This window comes from Mycolicibacterium lutetiense (assembly GCF_017876775.1).
Classification (GTDB): domain Bacteria; phylum Actinomycetota; class Actinomycetes; order Mycobacteriales; family Mycobacteriaceae; genus Mycobacterium; species Mycobacterium lutetiense.
The window spans coordinates 50,480-71,135 of record NZ_JAGIOP010000003.1 but is presented as its reverse complement, the minus strand read 5'-3'; the positions used below and the strand labels follow the sequence as shown (position 1 = coordinate 71,135).

21 protein-coding genes are annotated in these 20,656 nt (G+C 63.9%); 17 read left to right on the top strand and 4 right to left on the bottom strand.

Going from position 1 to position 20,656, the window contains the following annotated elements; genetic code table 11:
* Positions 1-80: 80 nt before the first annotated feature.
* The 5 genes from JOF57_RS30565 (at position 81) to JOF57_RS30545 (ending at position 7,721) form a co-directional block, all read left to right on the top strand.
* Positions 81-683, top strand: coding sequence for a hypothetical protein (locus JOF57_RS30565; protein ID WP_209923946.1), 603 nt, complete (start codon positions 81-83; stop codon positions 681-683).
* 386 nt (positions 684-1,069) lie between these two features.
* The gene (locus JOF57_RS30560; protein ID WP_307870147.1) at positions 1,070-6,190 is read left to right on the top strand and encodes a helicase-like domain-containing protein; all 5,121 of its coding nucleotides are present in this window, start codon (positions 1,070-1,072) and stop codon (positions 6,188-6,190) included.
* Between the two features lie 68 nt (positions 6,191-6,258).
* Positions 6,259-6,525: a hypothetical protein gene (locus JOF57_RS30555; RefSeq protein ID WP_209923895.1), complete on the top strand. Its 267-nt coding sequence runs from the start codon at positions 6,259-6,261 to the stop codon at positions 6,523-6,525.
* Between the two features lie 41 nt (positions 6,526-6,566).
* The gene (locus JOF57_RS30550) at positions 6,567-7,046 is read left to right on the top strand and encodes a hypothetical protein (RefSeq protein ID WP_209923894.1); all 480 of its coding nucleotides are present in this window, start codon (positions 6,567-6,569) and stop codon (positions 7,044-7,046) included.
* 78 nt (positions 7,047-7,124) lie between these two features.
* Entirely contained in the window at positions 7,125-7,721 is a 597-nt protein-coding gene (locus tag JOF57_RS30545) for a hypothetical protein (RefSeq protein ID WP_209923893.1), read from the top strand.
* Here the strand turns inward: JOF57_RS30545 and JOF57_RS30540 are convergent.
* Entirely contained in the window at positions 7,700-8,227 is a 528-nt protein-coding gene (locus JOF57_RS30540; RefSeq protein WP_209923892.1) for a DUF4226 domain-containing protein, read from the bottom strand. The genes JOF57_RS30545 and JOF57_RS30540 overlap by 22 nt on opposite strands.
* A gap of 1,195 nt (positions 8,228-9,422) precedes the next feature.
* On the opposite strand from JOF57_RS30540, the gene JOF57_RS30535 reads away from it, so the two are divergent.
* The 4 genes from JOF57_RS30535 to JOF57_RS30520 all read left to right on the top strand — a co-directional run bounded on the left by JOF57_RS30535 (position 9,423) and on the right by JOF57_RS30520 (position 12,359).
* Complete coding sequence (locus tag JOF57_RS30535; protein WP_209923891.1) at positions 9,423-10,640, top strand: XRE family transcriptional regulator; 1,218 nt, start codon at positions 9,423-9,425, stop codon at positions 10,638-10,640.
* On the top strand, positions 10,633-11,001 hold the full coding sequence (locus JOF57_RS30530; protein ID WP_209923889.1) for a hypothetical protein: 369 nt from the start codon (positions 10,633-10,635) through the stop codon (positions 10,999-11,001). Before JOF57_RS30535 ends, JOF57_RS30530 begins: the two co-directional genes overlap by 8 nt.
* Before the next feature lie 222 nt (positions 11,002-11,223).
* The gene (locus JOF57_RS30525) at positions 11,224-11,775 is read left to right on the top strand and encodes a hypothetical protein (RefSeq protein WP_209923888.1); all 552 of its coding nucleotides are present in this window, start codon (positions 11,224-11,226) and stop codon (positions 11,773-11,775) included.
* A gap of 188 nt (positions 11,776-11,963) precedes the next feature.
* Positions 11,964-12,359, top strand: coding sequence for a hypothetical protein (locus JOF57_RS30520; protein ID WP_209923887.1), 396 nt, complete (start codon positions 11,964-11,966; stop codon positions 12,357-12,359).
* Positions 12,360-12,947: 588 nt separating this feature from the next.
* Here the strand turns inward: JOF57_RS30520 and JOF57_RS30515 are convergent.
* From JOF57_RS30515 to JOF57_RS30505, 3 genes are all read right to left on the bottom strand, one after another.
* Complete coding sequence (locus tag JOF57_RS30515) at positions 12,948-13,484, bottom strand: hypothetical protein (RefSeq protein WP_209923886.1); 537 nt, start codon at positions 13,482-13,484, stop codon at positions 12,948-12,950.
* A 261-nt stretch (positions 13,485-13,745) separates the two neighbouring features.
* Positions 13,746-13,985: a helix-turn-helix domain-containing protein gene (locus tag JOF57_RS30510; RefSeq protein WP_307870146.1), complete on the bottom strand. Its 240-nt coding sequence runs from the start codon at positions 13,983-13,985 to the stop codon at positions 13,746-13,748.
* A gap of 73 nt (positions 13,986-14,058) precedes the next feature.
* Entirely contained in the window at positions 14,059-15,264 is a 1,206-nt protein-coding gene (locus tag JOF57_RS30505) for a hypothetical protein (RefSeq protein ID WP_234939128.1), read from the bottom strand.
* A 209-nt stretch (positions 15,265-15,473) separates the two neighbouring features.
* Between JOF57_RS30505 and JOF57_RS30500 the strand changes: the two genes are divergently transcribed.
* The 8 genes from JOF57_RS30500 to JOF57_RS30465 all read left to right on the top strand — a co-directional run bounded on the left by JOF57_RS30500 (position 15,474) and on the right by JOF57_RS30465 (position 20,652).
* Entirely contained in the window at positions 15,474-16,259 is a 786-nt protein-coding gene (locus JOF57_RS30500; RefSeq protein ID WP_209923883.1) for a hypothetical protein, read from the top strand.
* Complete coding sequence (locus JOF57_RS30495) at positions 16,256-16,519, top strand: hypothetical protein (RefSeq protein ID WP_209923881.1); 264 nt, start codon at positions 16,256-16,258, stop codon at positions 16,517-16,519. Before JOF57_RS30500 ends, JOF57_RS30495 begins: the two co-directional genes overlap by 4 nt.
* A 162-nt stretch (positions 16,520-16,681) precedes the next feature.
* Entirely contained in the window at positions 16,682-18,295 is a 1,614-nt protein-coding gene (locus JOF57_RS30490; protein ID WP_209923880.1) for a DNA cytosine methyltransferase, read from the top strand.
* Positions 18,296-18,389: 94 nt separating this feature from the next.
* Entirely contained in the window at positions 18,390-18,623 is a 234-nt protein-coding gene (locus JOF57_RS30485) for a hypothetical protein (protein WP_209923879.1), read from the top strand.
* Positions 18,617-19,093, top strand: coding sequence for a hypothetical protein (locus tag JOF57_RS30480; RefSeq protein WP_209923877.1), 477 nt, complete (start codon positions 18,617-18,619; stop codon positions 19,091-19,093). Before JOF57_RS30485 ends, JOF57_RS30480 begins: the two co-directional genes overlap by 7 nt.
* 451 nt (positions 19,094-19,544) lie before the next feature.
* Positions 19,545-19,808 (top strand): redoxin NrdH, encoded by a 264-nt coding sequence (locus JOF57_RS30475; RefSeq protein WP_209923876.1) that lies wholly within the window; start codon positions 19,545-19,547, stop codon positions 19,806-19,808.
* The gene (locus tag JOF57_RS30470) at positions 19,805-20,230 is read left to right on the top strand and encodes a hypothetical protein (RefSeq protein WP_209923875.1); all 426 of its coding nucleotides are present in this window, start codon (positions 19,805-19,807) and stop codon (positions 20,228-20,230) included. The genes JOF57_RS30475 and JOF57_RS30470 overlap by 4 nt, the downstream gene beginning before the upstream one ends.
* Positions 20,231-20,271: 41 nt before the next feature.
* Positions 20,272-20,652, top strand: coding sequence for a hypothetical protein (locus tag JOF57_RS30465; protein ID WP_209923874.1), 381 nt, complete (start codon positions 20,272-20,274; stop codon positions 20,650-20,652).
* The last annotated feature ends 4 nt before the right edge of the window (positions 20,653-20,656 follow it).

Here is a 20,656-nt window from a genome sequence, read left to right as displayed (position 1 = left end):
AGAGGACAATATGGCAGGCAAGCGCGCATCAGATCCTAACCAGCCGGATCTGTTCAGCATCCTCGACGGGGAAGGCAGCGGTGACCAGCCCGGAGATTCGCGAGATCGTGGACAACGTCTACGACCAGCACCTGACGTTGCCGCCCCAGTGGACCCCGCAGCAGCGGGACCGGTTCCTGGAGTCCGAAGCGGCGCGCATCAGTCGCCAGGTGGGGGAGTTGGCAGCGCAGATGGGCGAGCAGGCAGTGCGCCAGTGGCAGACCGAGCACAGCCAGTACCCGGACTATCTGACCAAGGTGGGCCTGCTCAACACGACGCGAGCACAGGCGATGGAGATCGTGCTCAGCCAGGAGCTCTACGAGAAGATCCCGCAGGACGACGAGTCGAGCGAGCCGCCGATGTCACAGACGACACTGCCGGATCGCCTCCAGGTGCCGTGGCAGCAGCGATGGACGCACAGCGCCTTGCGCCTCGAGCCGAGCGAGCAGATCGAGGACCTGGTCGCGGCAGTGTGGCCGGCCCCGGGCTTCTCGGCGGTCTTTCGGATCAAGGCGGGCTACCTGCTGGCGGCCCGCGCCGAGGAACACCTGCCGCTGCCCAGCCATCCCGACGACCCGCTGGCCGCGACACTGGCCCCGCTGATCCTCGCCGATCTGCGCCACGACGGTCTGCCCGAAAGGTAACCGCACAACCGTCACTGTTCGACGAAATTGTCGATCAACCCACCGATCCCCGCGACATCGACCCTGGCGGCCAGGCACTTCCACCGGTCACCAAACCCGTAGAGGCCCCCACTGCGGCCCCCATCGTCCCCGCCGCGGACACAGCCGCCGACACGACGACCACCAGCACATCGATCTCAGGCACCGTCGATGACGCCGAGGCCCAGGCACCCTCCGCACCCGTAGCTGTACCCGATAGCTACCGCACGGCCACTGACTTCCCGCCTAGCACCGATACCCGAGTCCCCACGGGCGCTAAAGCCCGCGCGCACGCCAACATCGCGGCCATCGAACTCCTCGAGGTCCTACAGACCGCGCAGCGGCCCGCCACCGCCGAAGAACAATCTGTGCTGGCAGCCTGGTCAGGATGGGGCGCAGTCCCCGCCGTTTTCGACCCCCGCAACGACACCTTCGCCAACGAGCGGCAACGCCTGCGCGAACTGCTCACCGACAACCAGTACCGCCAGGCGGAGGCCTCAATCCTCAACGCCCACTACACCGATCCCGCTGTGGCCGCGACCATCTGGCAGGCCATGACCCAGGCCGGGTTCAGTGGCGGCCGCGTACTCGAACCCGGCTGCGGAAGCGGAACATTCATCAACCACGCACCCGCGAACGCGGTCATGGTGGGCGTCGAGAACGACGCGATCACCGCCGCGATCGCCTCGCACCTCTACCCCTCGGCCCAAATCCGCCACCAGGGATTCGAAGCCACGCGCGTCCCGGAGAACTCCTTCGCCCTGACCATCGGCAACGTGCCCTTCGGCAAATACGCAATCACCGACCCCAGCCACAACCCGCTACGCCTGTCGATCCACAATCACTTCATCGTCAAGGCCCTGGCCTTGACCGCCCCCGGCGGCTACGTCACCGTCCTGACCTCCCGCTACACCCTCGACGCCGCCAAAGACACCGCCCGCCGCGCCATCGCCGAGCGCGCCGACCTCATCGGCGCAGTCCGCCTGCCCTCGAAAGCATTCAGCCGCGTCGCCGGCACCGACGTCGTCACCGACCTGCTGATCCTGCGCCGCCGCGATCCCGAACAACCCGCGCCCGCGCAACTGCCCGAATGGGTCACCACCACCGCAGCCATGCTCGACGAGGACGGCCAACCCACCGACACGTTCGTCAACTCCTACTTCGCCACCCACCCAGACCGCGTCCTGGGCGCCATGGAGCTGGGACGAGGACTCAACGGCGCACCCACCCTGACCGTTGACGGGTCCACCGGCGCGGCCCTGGCCGAACAACTCGGGGACACGCTCGCCGACATCGTCGACCGGGCCGCGGACCGCGGATACGCACTCACCGCCCGCGCCGAGGACCTCACCGTCGTCTCGCCCGACACCTTCGATCCCGGACTGATCACTGCCGCCGACCGCGGCGAGAACACCCCGCCGTACACGTTGCGCTACAACGCCGAGACCAAAGGCATCGAGTACCGCACCCGCGACGACCGTTGGGCGCCCAACAACACCCCGAAATCGCGGATGGCCGAAACCCGCGAGCTGATCACCCTTCGTGACGTGGCCACTAGCCTCATGCTGGCACAAGGCCAAGGCCGACCCCACACCGAACGCGACCAGCTGCGCGCACACCTGAACACCCTCTACGACCGCTACGTCAGCAAACACGGACCGATCAACCGATTCACCTGGGTCTATCCCAAAGAAATCACTCAACAACGCCACGACGACAAGGTCGCCGCGCTCGAAACTCGTTGGAGAGAAAAAGAAGGACAACCCGGCCTACCGTATCGCGGTACCGTCCCCGACGAACTGCTCGCCCAATGGGATGAAGCGGCCTGGGAAGCTCCCGCCCCCTACCGCAAACGCAGCCACCTCGACGGCGGTATTCGCCACGATCCCGGCTGGGCGGTGCTCTCCTCGCTGGAGGAATTCGACGAAGACACCGAGAAAGCCACCAAGGCACCCATCTTCTCCACCGATCAGCTCACCGCGGCCCCGGAACGCCTGCACGCCGACACCCCTGAAGACGCTGTCGCCATGAGCCTCGATCGCAACTTGCGCATCGACCTCGACTACATCGCCGGTCTGCTGGAAGTCCCTGTCACCGATGCCCGCGACCTCATCGACGGCCTGGTCTATCCCAGCCTTGACGACCCCGACGAGCTGATCCCGGCCTCAACCGCCCTGTCGGGCAACGTCCGCCGCAAGCACACCGACGCCGCGCTAGCAGCCGAAACCAATCCCGTCTACGCGTCGTACGCCGAAAAACTGCGCGAGCTGATCCCGCCCGACCGCACCGCCGAGGAAATCACGGTGCGCCCGGGCGCCCCCTGGGTCGACGCCCGCTACCTCGCCCAGTTCGCCGAGGAAACCTTCGGCGTCACCGACGTCATCGCCGAACACCTCGGCGGACGCTGGACCATCGACATCGCCAAATACAAGCGACACGGCCGACTCATGACCGAAACCTGGGGCCTGAACCGTGATCGCTGCGACGCGGTCAGCCTGCTTGATGCCATCTGCAACAGCCGCAGCGTCGTCCTCTACACCGAAGAAGGTGCCCTCGACACCGAAGGCACCTTCGCCGCACAAGGCAAGTGCGAGAAGATCACCGAGGAATTCCGCCGCTGGATCTTCAGCGACCCGGAACGCACCGAAGTCCTTGTCGCCGAGTACAACCAGCGATTCAACTCACTGCGCGCCCCCCGCTATGACGGATCCAAACTGCGCCTTCCCGGCCTATCTGATCACTTCACCCCCCACCCCTACCAGCGCGACGCGGTCGCCCGCATCATCGCCGAACCCTCCACACTGCTCGACCATGTCGTCGGCGCCGGCAAAACCGGCACCATGCTCATGGCCGCCATGGAACTGCGCAGACTCGGCCTCGTGCGCCAACCCTGGATCGTGGTACCCAACCACATCGTGGAGCAGGTAGGCCGCGAAGCCAACCAGTGGTACCCCGCCGCCCGAGTCTTGCTGGGATCATCAGCCACCAACGCCGAGGGACGCCGCCGCTTCATCGCTCAATCCGCGGCCAGCGAATGGGATCTGGTCATCATCCCGCAGTCGGCATTCACCGCGATCCGCGTCGACCCGACCGTCGTGTCCGACTACATCGCAGAACAACTCGCCGAGCTGCGCAGCCAACTACTGGTCGCCGACTCCGACCGCACCATCAAACGTATTGAGCTGGCCATCAAGCAAACCCAAGAGCGATTGGAACGTCTCGTCGACCAGGGTCGCAAAGACCAAGGACTCGGATTCGAAAACAGCGGCTGTGACTACCTTTTCATCGACGAAGCCCACATGTTCAAAAACAAGCAGCGGGTCTGCAATATCGAGGAACTGTCGTGCCCGGCCTCCTCGCAACGCGCCGAGGATCTCACGCTAAAACTGCGGATCCTGCGCCAACGGCGCCGTGATGAAGCCCTGGCCGCCGGCATCCCCGATGACAAGGTGGTCGAGCGTGTCGCCACCTTCGCCACCGGCACCCCGATCGCCAACTCGTTGGGGGAGTTGTGGGTCATGCAAAGCTACCTGCGGCCAGACCTGCTGCGCGACGCCGGAGTGGAAGACCTCGGCGACTGGGGCGCGGCATTCACCACCACCGTCAGCACCGTCGAGGTCAACGCCACCGGAACCAAACTCAGACCGGTCACCCGGGTCGGAAAGTTCACCAACCTCATCGAGCTGCTGGCGCTGTCCTCGGCCTACACCGACGTCGTCACCCGAGACCAGGTGCCGGTCAGATTGCCGACACTGGCCACCGGACAACGCCAAATCGTCAGCCTGCAACCCGACATCCAGGTCAGCGACTTCATCAGCGACCTCGGCTACCGCGCTGAACACCTCGACGCCCGCAATCCGCGCCGCGACAATGTCCTCAAGATCGCCAACGACGGCCGCAACGTCTCACTCGATCCGCGCCTGGCCCACCTGCCCAAACCCGCTCACAGCCGCGCCGAAGCCGTCGCCGACCGCATCATGGGCGTCCACACCCCACTGGCCGACCGGGTGTACTACGACAAGGACACCGGCGCGCCCCTGCAACGCACCGGTCCACTACAAGTGGTGTTCTGCGACCGCGGAACACCCTCCAAAGACCCCAACCAATTCACCATCTATCAGGCGATCAAAGAGGAGCTGATCACCCGCGGAATGCCTGCCGAGGCAATCCGATTCATTCACGAAGCCCGCAAACCCTCTGAACTGCGAGCACTTTTCGCCCAGTGCAATCGCGGTGACGTGTCCGTCCTTCTGGGCAGCACTGAGAAGATGGGCACTGGCACCAACGTGCAGCCCAGGCTCCGGGCACTTCACCACGTCGACGTTCCGTGGCGGCCATGCGACCTCGAGCAGCGCGAAGGCCGCGGCCTTCGGCAAGGCAACCAGAACGAAGAGCTCGACATCTTCAACTATGTCACCGAAGGCACCTACGACACTGTGATGTGGCAGAAAGTTCAAGCCAAATCGCTGTTCATCGAACAGATGCGCCGCAATGAAGTCGTCGATCTGGAAATCGAAGACCTCAGTGGGGGAGACATCGGCTCCGCCGCAGCCGAAACCAAGGCGATCGCCACCGGCGACCCCCGCTACCTCCGCCAGGTCGAACTCGACGAGGAGGTGCGTCGACTCACTGCCCTGGAGCGCTCGCACAACCAGACCGTACGCCAACGCGACTGGCAGGTCACTCAGCTTGAACGCTCCATTCCCAACCAGCGCAACAATATTGAACGCCTCGACCCTGTGGTGAAGGCGGCCGAAGAACTCGCTGCCCGCGACACCCCACCGCCGCTGAGCATCGACGGGAAGAGCTACACCGACCGAGGTAACCAGGCCGCCGCCGTCGCCGCAGCATGCCGACACACCTACACCCGCCTCAAAGAAGGCGCATCAGTGTTCGAACCGGTTGGCATCACCGTCAACGGCATCGAGGTACGGGCCGCCCGCTCGCTGATGCACGACATGCTCATTCTCCAGCTCGACGTGACCTCACGGTCTACGGAAGTGAAATCCGATGAACTGTTGGCCACCGCCGCGCCGGGGGAGCCGGGTGCGGCCAAAGCTCGCGGCCTGGTCAAACGCCTCGAAAACCTTTACGCCGGCCTGCCCGCTCACCAAGCCAACCTGCGCGTTGAGATGCAGCGCGACCAAACGCAACTCGATGACCTGCTGGAGAACCCACCCGCGCCGTTCGAGGAGTCCGCGTCGCTCGACGCCGCCAAGGCCGAGCTCGCCGCACTCACCCTCGAGCTGCGCCTGGCCGCCGACAGCCCCGAGGCCAAAGAGAAGGCCCGCGCGGCCGAACAGCGCATGATCATGCGGGGCCGCCGCCCGGGCTGGAGTCTGCTGCTCAACCCCACCCCAGCAGTGCTGGAGGAGTCCGGCTACCCGAGCGCAGACGTCCTACGCCGGCGCATCGCCGCACAGGAACGCATCGCCCTGCAGAACTACCACCGAGGCCCCGAGGACCCCAGCCTCGGCCATGAAATCTAAAGCCGGCAACGACGCCGGACAGCCCACCACATGATCCGAGACGCACCACAACTCGCAAGGAAGCCACCATGTCCCAACCCGCAACTCAGCGACCGACCACCTGCCGAGTGGGCGGATGCGACGAACCCACCGAAGCGCTGATCTGCCACGTCCACTCACCGATGCTGCCCCCGCCGCTGCGGCAAACCATCGCAGACAACCCCACACTCGACACCTGCCCCGCCGCCATCCTCACCGCCGCCCTTGAGCACATCACCCACAAGCAATCCAGGGCAGCGACACGATCGCCACGCCGCCGCGGCAAACCCGTGCAGCTGGCCCTTTTCGACCTCTGACCCCCGCAGGCAACACCCGACATCCAACAGGAAGGACACCAATGCCTAGCCCCGACGTTCCCGACGACCGCTCCCCGATCACCACCGACGACGTCGCCAGCTTCCTTCGCCGCGCATCCCTAAATCCCCAGCAATGGGACCTGCCTGCCATCGCCCGCAAAACCAACACCTGGGCGGCGAACAACCAGGTCGAACTCAGCCACATCGATCCGCGCTGGTCGGCCGACGACAAGGCCGCTCACCTCGCCGAATTCGGCGCGATCTCAACGGTTGACTTCATCGAGCAATGCGTCATCGAAGCCGGACCGGACACTGCACCCTGGAGCGAGCTCCAAACCCGTGTGAATGCAGGAGAATTCGGCTCCTGGCCACCAATCTGGCAGCACGGTCGGCACACCACGCAGTCCGCCGACCAACTGGCCCGAGACCGACAACAGCGCCGCGCCCGCAGCGCCCAACAACGAATGAAGGCAGCCGTGCGCGCCCGCCCCATCGACTCAGGCCGCTATATCGACCTCTAACCACCAGCCCACCCAGGTTCGTGGACAATCGGCTCACGGCCTTAGCGGAACACGCCCAAGACCGCCTAGCGTCAAGCCATGCACCCGCGCAGGAGCCAACACGTCGAGCCACACAGCATCGACGCACCCCGCCGGCCCGCTCAAGTGGTCTCCCTGGCCGAGGTGCGCCGACGCAGGATGCCCACGCCGCCCGACTCGACACCGCAGCCAGCGTCAACTCCAAATCCGCTCGGTTCATGGGTAATCGAACTGATCAACACCATCCAGAACGGATGCATCGTCCGGACGACCATGGCACCCTCGCCCGGCCTGCGCGAACTCATCGTCGAAGCCAGCAGCCACTCCACACATACTGCGCGTGGCCCTCGCCGCCTCCACATCACACCGAGTCGACCCAGCCAGTTCGCCGCCGTAGAGAGCACCTGCGAGGCACTGACACAGATGGGTGCCAACCCGCGACTCGACATCGAAATACGACTCACCCCCGAGCACGTGCACCTGACTGTGCGCGGCGTGCTGGCCGATCCCGTCATGGCGCCCGACTACGCCGACAGCATCACAACATCCCTCCAGGCCGCCACCGACCTGCGCTGGGAGCTCGATATCACCGATACAGGCACCTTGAACTGGCAGATCCCAGAGTTCTACAGCGCCTACACCGCGGCGTTGCCGTAACGCTGCGCGACATCGGTGAATCCACTGGCCGCACGTCCATGCGACTCCTGCGCGTGGGCAAGGATCGCCTCGACCTCGTCTAACCCGCCAACCAGCAACTCCGCATACTGCTGCCGTCCAGCCTGAGTGTCCAACGACGGACCCATTCCGGCCCGTGCAGCCTCAACGGTCGCCTGAAGACTACGCAGCCGTTCGAGACTCCCGCGGGCTGCGCTGCGTGCCTGTTCAAGGCTCTCAGCCAGCTCACGATCGGTGCTCTCACGTTCCCGGCGTAAGCGTTCCAGATCCTCGTCGACCACCCGGAACTGTTCGGCTCCCGCCCCAGTCCAGCCAGACAAATGATCACGCCACACCGCAGACTGACCCGTTTGTGCGGCGTCGTCGAGCCCTCGCGGAGGTGGCCCACCTGCGGCAACCGCGGGCGCCGGCGCGACATCGACATCGCCGTCGGAGGTCAACTCCTTGAGGAGCGACACCAAAGTCTCAGCGGTCTGATCCAGGTCCACAGATCAACAATAATCCCGCGACGCGTTGAATTGGCGAACGCACCGACCCATGTCCAGGGGGTTGCGACCACCTGTCATCGTGACCCGACGCCAGCAGCTGTTTGTCCGATGGAACTCTGGCGCCACACGCCGCGCCTCAAATTGGAGCGAATAGCGGTTGTCGGGGGATTGCCAACGAAGAAGCTCAGGGCGGAAAATCACCGGAGAAGCGCGGCGCTAGGAGGACCGCATGCCGTGGGATTCCATACCGGGCACTGAGACGGGCGAGACGGGCGTTCGTCCACGGATATCGCTCGCAGCAGCGTTGAAAGAAGAGTATCCCGACGCTGTCGCCATCGACGCTAGCCTCGCCAAAGGCCGTGCGTATCTGGCCATCCGCGACGCAGACGGCCAGATACGGCCCGCATACCTCTGGCTCGAACGCTTTCCAGGCGAACCTGGTGACGACCCAATCGTGGCTAAAGCAATCCCCGTTGACGAGTCACCCTTACGGTGGCCCAAACAAGTAGCCGCACCCCTCACAACCTGGGAAGAGTAGGAAACACCCGCAGTCCAGCCAGGGGGGACAGTGGATCCGAAATTGTCACTGTGACACTTCCGCCCGGACGGGGACCATCTTTGGATGGTAGGCCCGCTCGATGGATAATTCGAACGTATGTATGATGAGCGGGCATCGGCTGATACGCACACGTCGTGGCTGGGTGGAGCCGGGGCCGCCGGAATATTGCGGCTACGGACATCCGCTGGGGCCTGGCACCTATCAGGTCGGGAGTCAGGCATGTGGTTGCGGGACTATCCATCGGGTATTTCACTGCGATGTGTGCGCCGATCGGATGTACCGGCCGGAGCCGGGTCCTGGGTGTTCATTCGTCAACTTTGACGGCCGTTCGGCCGAGAAGTGAGCGGCGCCCAAGTCCTGTCCGCGCTGGACTCTCTACCGGTCGATTTCATTGCGCAGCTGCCGTTTACGGGTAATATGTTTGCTATGTGGGATCGGAAGTGCCGACGATATGGGACGGTCACTATCCCTAAATGTGTTGCTAGAACAAGTAATACGGTAGTTTTCGCGCTGCCAAACTGACCGCTATAGGCCATGTTCGACGTTTGCCGATAACGACCGTTATGTCAACTGTCAGTTGGCAAATATGCTAACTGATGCTTGACTCTCCTCAATTTTCGCAGAATACTTGGCCACATGGCAACCTCTCGTCTCGTCGAACTGATCGACCGGTACAAGAGCGCACACGGCGTCAATGAGTCCGAGCTGGCCAGGCGGATCGGCGTCACGCGGGAGAACCTGCGCAAATGGCGAACCAACGGCGTCCGCCGGCTCCCGGAGCACGTCAATCTTGTTGCCACAGCCCGAGTTATCGGCCGCCCCTATCGGGAAGTCCTTTCCGCGGCACTGTTCGACACGGGTTACCTCGATGCCGAGTCCCACGAGTCCCGACCCCACGACGAGGTCCTCGCCGACGCCATCGCGGTACTGACCGAGGCGACGCGACTGACCAACCAGCTCTCACGGCGCACCGACACAGGCCAGTGGGAGGCCGATCCGGATCCCCGCGCCGCAGTCCCGATCGACTGGGCTGCTTTCGTCACCCTGGCGTTGGCCGGCGCTGCGGCCAACGCCGGAAGCATCGAACAAGCCCTCGCTGGACGACCGGGTTCGTGGGAAGCCGAACGAATCCGCCAGACACTGCAATCCACAGTATTCGACGACAAAGACTTGCTGCGCCACCGCACCGTACCCGTGGTCATCGAGCTGTGGGTGGAAAGCATTCTGAGCTACCTCGGCGATACCAGCGACGACGACTACAACGACGCCGCAATGGAAGTGGACGCCCGCACCAACGATGTCCCCCAGCCCACCGACCTTCCACCGGGCCCCTTCTCCCCCGACGATCCCCGCATCGCGGCCGTCAACTGGGTCAACGTGGACGACAACGGCTATCTGGTCGTCAGCTACACCGACTGGACAGGCGACCCCGCCGACGTCGACCTGCTGACCGAGCTCTGGGCAGAGGCCGAAGCCTACCGAGACCCCACCCCCGGTGAAATCGCCTATGAACAAGCAATGCATGCGATCTCGGCTGTCATCGATGCGCTCGAAGAACAGTGGCACCGCGAATACGATGACTACGCCGCACAGCTCACTGAGGCCATCGAAACCCAGCTGGCGGCCCTGGAACTCAAGGTGCCCGTCACAGTCACCGTCACCCGCGCCCCCGAAACCTACGGGCCGGGGGCGTTCGACGAGCACGCGCCGCCGCCTTATCCCCGCACGGCAATCGAGGCCGCTATCGAAAAGGCGATCGCCGACACACCGACACCAGCCACACTGCCGGGCACACCGCTCGACCGCCTCGGTTGGGCGCAGTCTCGCGGCGAAACGGAGCGCGGCAGTGAGTGAAGCGAACGGGGCAGATTACGGGATGGACCGCAACCAGGACGAGCTGCAGGGCCGGACGCGAACCGCTCGGGACTACCGTGCCGCAGCGCAGCGTGTCGCTGAGATGAGCGACGACGAACTGCAGGTCTGGTACGCCAGGGCTGCCGGACTCTACGCTTCGCTCTCGCTGTGGCGTCGTCGAGCGCATCAAGGGCACACCAATCCGGAAAGCTTCGCTCGGCGAGACGATGAGGCGGAGGCCGCGGCCGAGTTGTTCCTTGCGATTGAAGACCTCTTGGACCGAGAGCTCTTCGAGCGGCATGGTCTAGGGCCGGATGAGAAGGCTCGACGAATTTATCTCACCGCCACGGTTTTTCGGTGAGGTACGAGCATGGGGTCGGGATATTGGGTTGTCAGCGTGGATCGTGAGAGTGGTGTTGCGACCACTTCTCCCCTGTTCAATGATGCCGACGAAGCGTGGCAGCACAGCCTCAATATCGAGGACGCTGCCACATACACCACCGTGGTTCCGAGACGAGTTCGGTCCAGGAAGATCCAAGGAGAGTGAATCGAGCGTGAGCGCCGATCGGCAGGATTGCGAAAGATGAGTCACGTAGCACCCTTTCGACTCAGATTGACCCCGCGCCAGCGCGAGCTGCTCCGGACCTACCTCTGGGTGCACGCCGATGACACCTACGACGACATCGAGGAGCACCGAGATCAGCCGGTGAAGGAATCCTCGGGCTGGTGGTCGATTCTGGACCGCTTCCCTGAAGCGTCGTGGGAATGTACGGTGCCGTGGCGGCGTCAGCTGGCTCGCGCCTTCGACGACCTCGCCCTGGACCTCGAAGCCGGCCGCCTACCGTACCCGCGTTGTGTGGCCGAGGAGGCTGCGCTGGTGCTGTCCGTGGCGACCGCCCAATCCATGTGGATGGATGGCCAGTACGGAGAGGAAGTATCGGCGCTGCCCGAGACTGCCAGCGACCCGGACTGGGAGTCGGCAACCGATTCGCTCGTCGGGAACCGACACCTGACCTGGCACCTCTCCCCCGGCGACGCGCCCGTCTGGCTAGGCGACATTCCGGATGCAGAGACCTGGTTCGACCTTTTCGACGGGCTGGAACCCCGCCCGTCGCGACGCGGGTTCCGGCGCTGACACGTCATGTGACAGTCAATCTAGGCCCGGACCACGTTCGGTGCGCTGCCGCGTAGGTTCAGAATGATTGATCGGTTGAAACGGCTTGTCATAGAAGATATTTGGTGAACTCTGTTGCGCCGCAAGTGTTGCCTATAGGCAACATTGAAAGTAGACTATGGGCAACAGTGATTGCGAAGGAGTCTCCCATGACAACCATCACCTACATCGCCACCGTCGCCCTATTCGGAGGACAAGGTGGAGGCCTCGCCACCGACGACAGGGTGGCGCCCACTGCCCGCGTCCGCTTCGTCAATGACCATCACACCTACATCGGAGTCTGCAACATCCGTCACGACAGGCTACGGGCCGTGACCGGCTACAGCATTGACTTCTGGGAACACGTGGATACTCTGGCCCGCTACGTCCACCGCTACATTCAGAAGCTCATCGCCGCCGGGGAAGTCCAGAGCATCACCACCTTTCAAGAGTTGCCGCAGGAGGTGGCCGACACGATCAACAACGACCCCGAACTCGTCGACTTCGGCCCTACCGGACGGGTCTACGTGCACCTGCGAGTCACCGACCTGCTGCGTTTCGGCTAAACCGAGTGTCCGCGACCGTCACGGCGCTCAAAGGCCCATCTACCGCACGAGCACCCTGCGTTGAGTGGTCCACGGAATCTACGAATTGTCGTACCCGCCAGAGAGGATTAGGACATGAACTCATTTTGGGAAGTGCGCTGGGGGGATGTGTTCGCGTACGGAGTGCTACTCCCCCTCGTTCCTGTCGGCATGTTTCTTGTGTGGAAGCTGGGCCGTGCGGTGGTTCAGTCCCAGCAGCGCTGGTCGACCCACCGGCGCGCAACGCGACTGCTGCGCAGTCAGCGGCCCGCAAACGATGATCGCTGGGGATGGTTGGACTGGGAATGGGCCTTCGGCCAAACTGATTCCGCTTACGCGACCCCTTACCGAGCCGCCGCCCGCAGCCTGTCGTCAGGAGTTAACGAAGGACCGCGGCTGTCCCCGAGCGATGCGCGCGCCTGCCTAATCATGCTTGTCCACTGAAGGTGACCGGAGCCGGCAGTGCATCCGCGCAGTGCCTGTTTGTAAACCTCGGCTAGCGAAATCATTGAATTTATACCAGGTTTCATACCAGCGAAGATCCGCCACCTTCCGCTGGTTGACACACAATCAAGTCTCGTGAGGAGGGCGCCACCTTGGCAGCATCTCGGTCAGCGAAGTTTCGGTGTGATCGGGTCCGTCTGGGACCGTGAGCTGGTCGAGGATGCCCCACAACATACGGTCGTGCGCGTCGCCACCCGTCCCGGAATCCGACCGGCTGGTGCGGTGCAGGTCGATCGCCAGGGCGAGTTGACGTAGCAGCGATCGGTAGTGCTGAGCCCCGGTCCTACTTTCCGCGCGGTTGTGTTCTTTTTGGATCTGGTTGACCTCGGCCAACGCCGACGCGACGTGGCGTATAAAGTTGCCAGTGTTGAGTTTCCAGGAGTCATAGCCCTGCTGGGTCCGAAGAATTTCGAGTCGTCCCCGTCGGCCTTCGGAAAACCGCTCATTCTCGAATGCTTCCCGATCGGCCCGGCGGTTTGCCAGTGTGCTCCGCGCGCGCTCGTAGGAGTTGACGAGGACACCGCGTGTTCGATCGATGTTGTCTTCGGCCGTCAGGGCTTTCCACATGGCTTTGTTGCGGTGCCGGTGGTCGAGATTGGCCATGAGAACACGTTCAAACGCGCCGTCGTCCAATGCGCTGACGTCGGCATCGTGATCGCGCTGATTCCGTGCTCCGATATCGGGAGCCTACGACACAGTAGCGGCTCATTGAGCCGCTACTGCCGACCCGGCGTGCGGCGTGCGAGACATCCTGGCGCGGCGCCACTGTGCATCCGTCGTATCGGACGGATAACGAGGCATCCGCACCTCAATGCCGTTTGCAGACGTCGGTCGGGCTGGTGTGACCTGCTCAGGGCAGGATTGTCAATCGATGTCGAGCACGAGCACCGAGGCGCTGGTGTTGAGTTCTCTGGCTAGCCGAGCCAGGACGGTCACGGTGCATCCGCGGTGGCCGTTTTCCAGTTGGTTGAGGAAAGTCCGATGGATGCCTGCGCGTTCGGCGAGCGCGCCCTGGCTCAGACCGACCTTTTCTCGCCGGAGCCTGATGTTTGCGCCGATGCGGCCCTGGACTGCTGCTTCGTCAAATTCTTCGCCAGCACTCACGAACGTCCTCTGGTCGGTATCCCAGCATTCTTGTCGCTCATAGTCTACAAGCGCAGTCGGCTCCTGGGACAAATCAGAACAGCGCATCGCCGGTGGCCTCCTGCCACCACTGTTCGAAACCCGAACGCTGCTTGTCCTGGGCGCCGGCCGGTGCCGCCACGTAGAGATGGTCAACCTTGGACAAGTCGGTCGCTCGGTCACGCAGAATGTGCCGCACGATGCCGTCAGCGCCCTGCACCCGTCGCCCTGGCTGGCTCGCGAGCTGGCGTGCCATCTCGTCTCGTGAACCGGTCGCGGCGACGCGCAAGGACCGAGCGGTGATCCCCTTCCCGCCGCAGCGGCCCGGGCGCACCAGCCGCCGCACCTCATACAGCGACCAGTCACACATGTCTAGATGGGCGTCGAAACGTTGCTGCACTTCTCTTAGCCCTGCTGTTGCGACGAGATCGGCGGCGCTGCTGCCCTCGATGAGTGTTTGAGACGGGTTGACGCTTCTCGCTAGGTGCTCGAGCACGAGTGCTTCTACTCCCAGCTCCGGTTCCTGCCGGTACCGTTGCACCGTCGCCGCCCGACCGTTGGCTGTGCTCATCGCGAATACGCAGAAACCGCAGCAGGACTTGGGAATCGACTCACCGAAGGTCTCGATGACGAAGTCGGTGCAATCCGCTCGGGTCCAGCCCCATTCCCGCAATGGGTACCACCCGGTCCGCAGCTCGGTGTCGAAGAGGCGATCTTTGTCGGCCCGGGCCCGTTCGTTGGCCTCGAAGCCAATGACGTGCCGGAATGGCCGGCCCCGGGTGATCCGGGCGATCACCGGGTCCAGTAGGTCGCCCTTAGAATGTACTGAGCACAGCCTAACGCCCCCGCGCTGCGGAAGTGTTGCTGCCGAGCGCATTTCATCACCGAGAGTGTAGAGGCCTTCGGCGTAGAGCTGGCGGGGGAATCGAGAGTCGTCGAGCACCACCACGCCGTCGCCGACCCGGGTGGTCTTGCGTTGGTTGCGCGCTATCTGGATGAAGCGCACGGAGCTGGCTTGGAACAGTGGCAGCATATGACGAGTCACCGCGCCGATGGTGGCGGCGCTCTCGTGGCCGGTCATCGCGGTGAGGACAACCATGTCTTCGAGTGCGAAGTCGCGGCTGGACGGGTCGGTCAGCCACCGCGCGAGCAGGGCTGAACTGTCCAGTCCCATGCCGAACGAGACGCACACCGTCGGCGTTCGCTCATCCTCGACGAGGCCCGACAGGCGTGGTGTGAATTCGACTGTGGTGCTGCCCATTCCGGCCGCCTCCCTCTTGCTTCTGTTGCCTATAGGCTACAGTAGATGTAGCCTATAGGCAACAGGTTAAGCGCCGGGAAGGGAGATCCAAACCCCATGACCACTAATGCCCGAAATCCACACGGACCCTCCGCAAGTGGTTACTCGCGAATCCGCGCCGCACTGTTCAGGCTCTCCAGAACCCATCGCGCCCCCAAGGGTGATGCGTGATGGCCAGGCCGGCGTTGACCGAGGACCAACGGTGGCTGCTGCGCTCGATCGGTGGATGGGCGATGCGCGACTGCCTACTCGGGCCCGAAGGTGTCGCGGACTTGATGTCACGCTGCTCCAGCAGTACCGGTAGCCGTATCGACGGAGGGCCGGAATGGCTAGCGAACGGCTACACCTGCGGCAGAGGGAAAATCGTGTGCCCATGGTGGACCACCGATATCGGCAGACCGCCAGTCAAATCAGTGACAATCACTACCGCGCAAATCAACCGGTACGCCCGCAGCCTGCCCCAGGATGTCACCGACGAACTCCGCGCAGTACGTCGCGCATTCAACGCCGAGAACATCCGACGCGACTGGTGCCGCTGCGGCCGGGAGGCCGAATGCCACAGGCGCAACGAAGGCGACCCGATCTACGGCGCCAAGTATCACCCGACCGAGGAAGAAGTCGACACCCACTACCGCGAGCTACGCCGCATCCAGGCATGGCAGGATCGAGTCCTTGATCGCGCGCTGGGATTCCACATGGTCGAGGACGACCTGGACAGCCCGGAGAATGAACGCGCCGGCCATTGCGCTACCTCGCTAGATGAGTTCAGCATCGGCCAGCACGTCAAGGTGGTCCTCGGCCAGGGAACTGTGAAATCCGGTGTGGTCGCAGACATCACCCCCAACCAGGTGAAGGTGCAATTCAGCGACGGCGCCGCAGGGCTCTACCGCCCCTACGAGGTGATGCCCGGACTGCTGCCGGTCGGCCAACTCGAACTCTTCACGGTCGCACCATGACCCTTCCCCTATTCGACCTCCCCGGGCGGCCCGAGCACGGCAAGCGTGTCGAGCGGACCTTGTGGGGCGTGCGCTGGCTGCGCGACTCTCCTGCGCTCACATCCAAGCGCGGGCAGATCACCGAAGCTCCCAACGAGACCCAGGCACGTCAGTGGGCCACCCATCCCGAAGCGCAGTACTGGGGCTTCCCGGCCGGATACGTGCAAGTCGTATCCCGCACCATCGTGACCTACACCAGCTCGTGGGGACCAGCGGACTGAGTATCGGGCGCCGCTGAGTGCGCTGTGCGACAACATGACTCGCGCGAAACGCAGTGAATCAGTAGCTAACCAAGTGTTGCCTATGAGCAACAGTAGGTGTAGACTATAGCCAACACCCAGAAACGCCCCCACCTTCGCACCACTCCCCCGTGAGGTAATCGCATGAACATCGTGGCCGCTCCCGCTCTCACAACAGAACAGTTCGCCGACATCCGCACCGCCCTGGAATCAGAACACTCCGACTGGCGACCCAGCGGCCAGCCGACCGGGCTCACCTACACCGACATCTTCTGCGGCTTCGGCGGATCCAGCATCGGCCTGGAGAACGCGGGCTTGCAGCTGGCCATGGGCGCCAACCACTGGGACCTGGCGATCGCCACCCACGCCCTGAATTTCCCCAACGCCGACCACGTCATCGCCGACGTCTCCAACTACGACATGCGCCGCATGCCCAAAACCGACATCTTGTGGGCATCACCCATCTGCACCGAACTCTCACCCGCCGGCGGCACCGCCGCGCCCCGCACCCAGCTGTCGCTTCTCGAAGACGAGGGCCACGTCCCCTCTGCCGGCCGCGACCGCACCCGCGCCACCTTCTGGGATGTCGTGCGGGCCACCGAAGTGCACCGCTACGACATGGTATTCGTCGAGAACGTGGTCGAGGCAGCCCGCTGGGAACTGTTCGACGTCTGGCTCACCGCCATGGACACCCTCGGCTACAGCCACCAGTTCGTCTCCGTCTCCTCAGCCCACATCGGTGACGACACCAACCCGTTCGCCCCGCAATGGCGTGACCGCATGTACTTTCTGTTCGCCCGTAAAGGCGTGCCGATGGACGAGATTCGGCCCCGACCGCTGGCCTGGTGCCCCCTGTGCGAGGCCGTCAACCCCGCCGTCCAATCGTGGAAACGCCCCGACCGCCGCCGCATCGGCAAGTACCGCCAGCAGTACGTGTACCGCTGCCCAAACGCCGCCTGCCGCCACAGCATCGTCGAACCGTTCGTACTCCCTGCGGCCGCCGCCATCGACTGGAGCAACCTGGGCGAGCGGATCGGTGCTCGCCGCAAAGCGCTGGCCGCCTCCACGATGCGACGCATCCGGGCCGGAATCGACATGTTCGCCGAACCGACCATCGTCGCCACCAACCATGGTGCGGACGGGGACTCGCGGTCCTACCCGGTATCTGCCGCCCCCATGCCGACCCGCTCGACCAAGATCGGCGACGGGATGGCCATTCCCCCGATGCTGGTGCCCGCTGGCGGAACCTGGAACGACACCGCCATCACCACCGATGTCCCGATGCGGGCCCGTACCACTCGCGACACCGAGGGCCTGTTCACCCCGGAGCCGTGGATCACGGTGCTCCGCAACCACGCCGACGTGACCAGTATTGCCGACCCGCTGGCCACGGTCACCACAGGCTCTGGAGGTGGGGGTCACCAGGCCCTGACCGTCCCACCCAACGCCACCTGCCCGCAGCAGCCGCCGATCAGCCTGGTCGTTCCGTTCCGAAAAGGCGACGCCAAGACCACCCGCGAACCCCTGCACACCGTGGCCACCCGCGACTCGGCCGGACTGGTCTCAGGAGCAACCATCGACGTGGCGGACTGCCGCTTCCGCATGCTCACCCCCCGCGAACACGCTCGCGCCCAACGCTTCCCAGACACCTACCGGGCAATGGGAAACAAGTCCGAGCAAACCATGGGCTTCGGCAACGCCGTCAGCAGCAACGTCTCTCAATGGCTCGGCGGGCACGCCATACGCCTACTGGCCTGATCTTTCCCGGAGGTGGGGAGACCACCCGTCCCCCACCTCCGGCGAACGCCCACCACCAACCCACCCCTCTGCCCGACTGCACAGAAAGGCCCTCATGACCGCCACCGATCACCAGATCACTCGACCCGTCATCGACCTGCTCGGCGACTGGTTCCCGCTGCGCGATGAGCTCTGCGACCTGCGCAGCCGGGACCACCTCAACGCTGCCCAGGACGAGAAAGTCCGCGACTTGCTCACCGAGCTCGTCGACATCGCCGACGACATCGTCGGCCACCTGGTGCCCGACCACGCCACCCGCTGCCAAATCACTGGCCGGCCACCATGCTGAGCCTCGCGCGGCCAACGCGCCGCCGATCCCGCACCGGAAAGGACGCCGCGCCCACCGACAGCCGCGGTTACGACGGGATCCTCGACGAGATCTACCACCGCTTCGGCATCGCACTGGAGTCGGTCGCCGCCGGCGGCCGCTACATGCACTTCCAATCCCGGCTGGAAACCGGCGACTGGCTCTGGATCAGCGACTACGCCGCCAACATCACTCCCCTGGCCCAACGACTCGCCCTCGAAGCCCACGACGTCCACGTTGGGTGGCACGTCGCGATCTATCCGACCGACACCCGCACCGCGTCCGCCGATCCCTTCGTGTGGCTCGCCAGCGTCACCCACGAAACCGCCACCGCCGGCCAACTGCCAGACCTCGTCGCCACCGCACTTCGCTCCCTGCCCCGCCACGAACAGCACCACACCGACGCAGACGGCCGACACCGGATCAGCGTCGGCATCGACCACTGGAACTGACCACCTCGCGTTACCTCCATTTCGGGCGCCGACCATCCGTAATGGCGTCTTGCATTCGGAAACTAACCCTTGAGTGATCCGGCGTGGTTCCACGGATGGCTTTAAATGGAAGATTGCTACATAGCAACTATCCCAGAGTCTGCGGACGGTGGAGCTCGAATCTTGAGGACCAGTAGCGAGACCGTCTACGGGGGATCAACACCGCAGCCCGTTCGCATCGAATGTGATACTGAGCAGTTGCGGGGCAGGGTAATTGCATGGAGGAGGAGGAGCTACTTACCTTCCGCGATGATCGTTGCGAAAGGTGGTGAATGGACCCAGTGGCCGTTTAGTAGAATTGCCCTAAGTGACCGATACTAATTTGCTGAAGCTATTGCATAAATGCCTTGCGCATATTAATATAGAGGAATACAGAGAATGCTTTCTCTATTCACTTGACGAGGAGTTAGAAATGACCATCACCGTCTACACCAAGCCCGCATGCGTGCAGTGCAACGCCACCTACAAGGCGCTGGAGAAGCAGGGCATCGAATTCGAGAAGGTCGACATCACCGCAGATGGTGACGCCCGCGACTACGTGATGAGCCTGGGCTACCTGCAGGCGCCCGTCGTGGTGGCCGGCAACGAGCACTGGTCAGGCTTCCGCCCCGACCGGATCAAGGCCCTCGTCAATCCTGCGGTATTGGCAGCTGACGCCACAGCGGTGTCCGCGTGACTACCGGCACCACCGACCCTTGGTCGTCGGCTCCTCGCCCGATCCAGCCTCACAACGAGGCGCTACCGGACACGGAGATGTTCGTCGACTACGCGGCCGCCACGAACACTTACGCCGGACCGTTCTGCGCCTGCGGCGACTACTCCTGTCCCGCCAGCGCCAACTCCAATGCGCGCTGCGTGAACTCCGAAGAGCCATCCGGCTACATCGGTCGGTACCCCGAATCCTGGACCGACGAAGACGTCGACGCCTACGAGGCCCAGGAACTCCTGGATTCCCTCATCAGCGAGGCCCACTACGAAGCTCACGACGACACGATGCGAGCTGTCGAACGCATCAACACACGCGGCGCCGAGCACGGTGCCAACTCATCGCATGCCACCCACAGTCACCCACGCCACCCGCTCACCTGCCTGGGGTGAACTGTTGTCCACCGCTCGACGACACCGAAGGAGTTACGACGATGCACCGCCTGACCATTGAGCGCACCGACCGCAGAACTACTATCAGCGAGCATCCCGACGGTGCCGATGCCAAGTGCACTCTTGAGCGCTACGTCGAGCACGCGAACTGCCAAACCGACACGATCCAGATGCACTCAGATTTCAGTAGCTGGCAGCTGGTCACCCTCGACGACAGCCGCGTTCACGCGACCGCAACGATCGAACATTTCGGCGCTGCCGCATCTCACGAGGATGACTCTGCTGCACTCAAAGTCGTTCGCGATAGTGCGCTCGCGGTCGACACCGGCATCGCCGTCGTCGACAGCTACGAGCGAGCTGCCGTGCAACGGCAATGGGACAAACTCACTGGAGCTTCACGGCACTTCCACCGCGCCAGCTGACCAC

Bases quoted from the DNA above. Each gene is read 5' to 3' on its own strand.
- JOF57_RS30555 (WP_209923895.1), top strand. From the start codon at position 6,259: ATGTCCCAACCCGCAACTCAGCGACCGACCACCTGCCGAGTGGGCGGA.
- JOF57_RS30550 (WP_209923894.1), top strand. From the start codon at position 6,567: ATGCCTAGCCCCGACGTTCCCGACGACCGCTCCCCGATCACCACCGAC.
- JOF57_RS30545 (WP_209923893.1), top strand. From the start codon at position 7,125: ATGCACCCGCGCAGGAGCCAACACGTCGAGCCACACAGCATCGACGCA.
- JOF57_RS30535 (WP_209923891.1), top strand. From the start codon at position 9,423: ATGGCAACCTCTCGTCTCGTCGAACTGATCGACCGGTACAAGAGCGCA.
- JOF57_RS30525 (WP_209923888.1), top strand. From the start codon at position 11,224: ATGAGTCACGTAGCACCCTTTCGACTCAGATTGACCCCGCGCCAGCGC.
- JOF57_RS30520 (WP_209923887.1), top strand. From the start codon at position 11,964: ATGACAACCATCACCTACATCGCCACCGTCGCCCTATTCGGAGGACAA.
- JOF57_RS30515 (WP_209923886.1), bottom strand. From the start codon at position 13,484: ATGGCCAATCTCGACCACCGGCACCGCAACAAAGCCATGTGGAAAGCC.
- JOF57_RS30505 (WP_234939128.1), bottom strand. From the start codon at position 15,264: ATGGGCAGCACCACAGTCGAATTCACACCACGCCTGTCGGGCCTCGTC.
- JOF57_RS30500 (WP_209923883.1), top strand. From the start codon at position 15,474: ATGGCCAGGCCGGCGTTGACCGAGGACCAACGGTGGCTGCTGCGCTCG.
- JOF57_RS30495 (WP_209923881.1), top strand. From the start codon at position 16,256: ATGACCCTTCCCCTATTCGACCTCCCCGGGCGGCCCGAGCACGGCAAG.
- JOF57_RS30490 (WP_209923880.1), top strand. From the start codon at position 16,682: ATGAACATCGTGGCCGCTCCCGCTCTCACAACAGAACAGTTCGCCGAC.
- JOF57_RS30485 (WP_209923879.1), top strand. From the start codon at position 18,390: ATGACCGCCACCGATCACCAGATCACTCGACCCGTCATCGACCTGCTC.
- JOF57_RS30480 (WP_209923877.1), top strand. From the start codon at position 18,617: ATGCTGAGCCTCGCGCGGCCAACGCGCCGCCGATCCCGCACCGGAAAG.
- JOF57_RS30475 (WP_209923876.1), top strand. From the start codon at position 19,545: ATGACCATCACCGTCTACACCAAGCCCGCATGCGTGCAGTGCAACGCC.
- JOF57_RS30465 (WP_209923874.1), top strand. From the start codon at position 20,272: ATGCACCGCCTGACCATTGAGCGCACCGACCGCAGAACTACTATCAGC.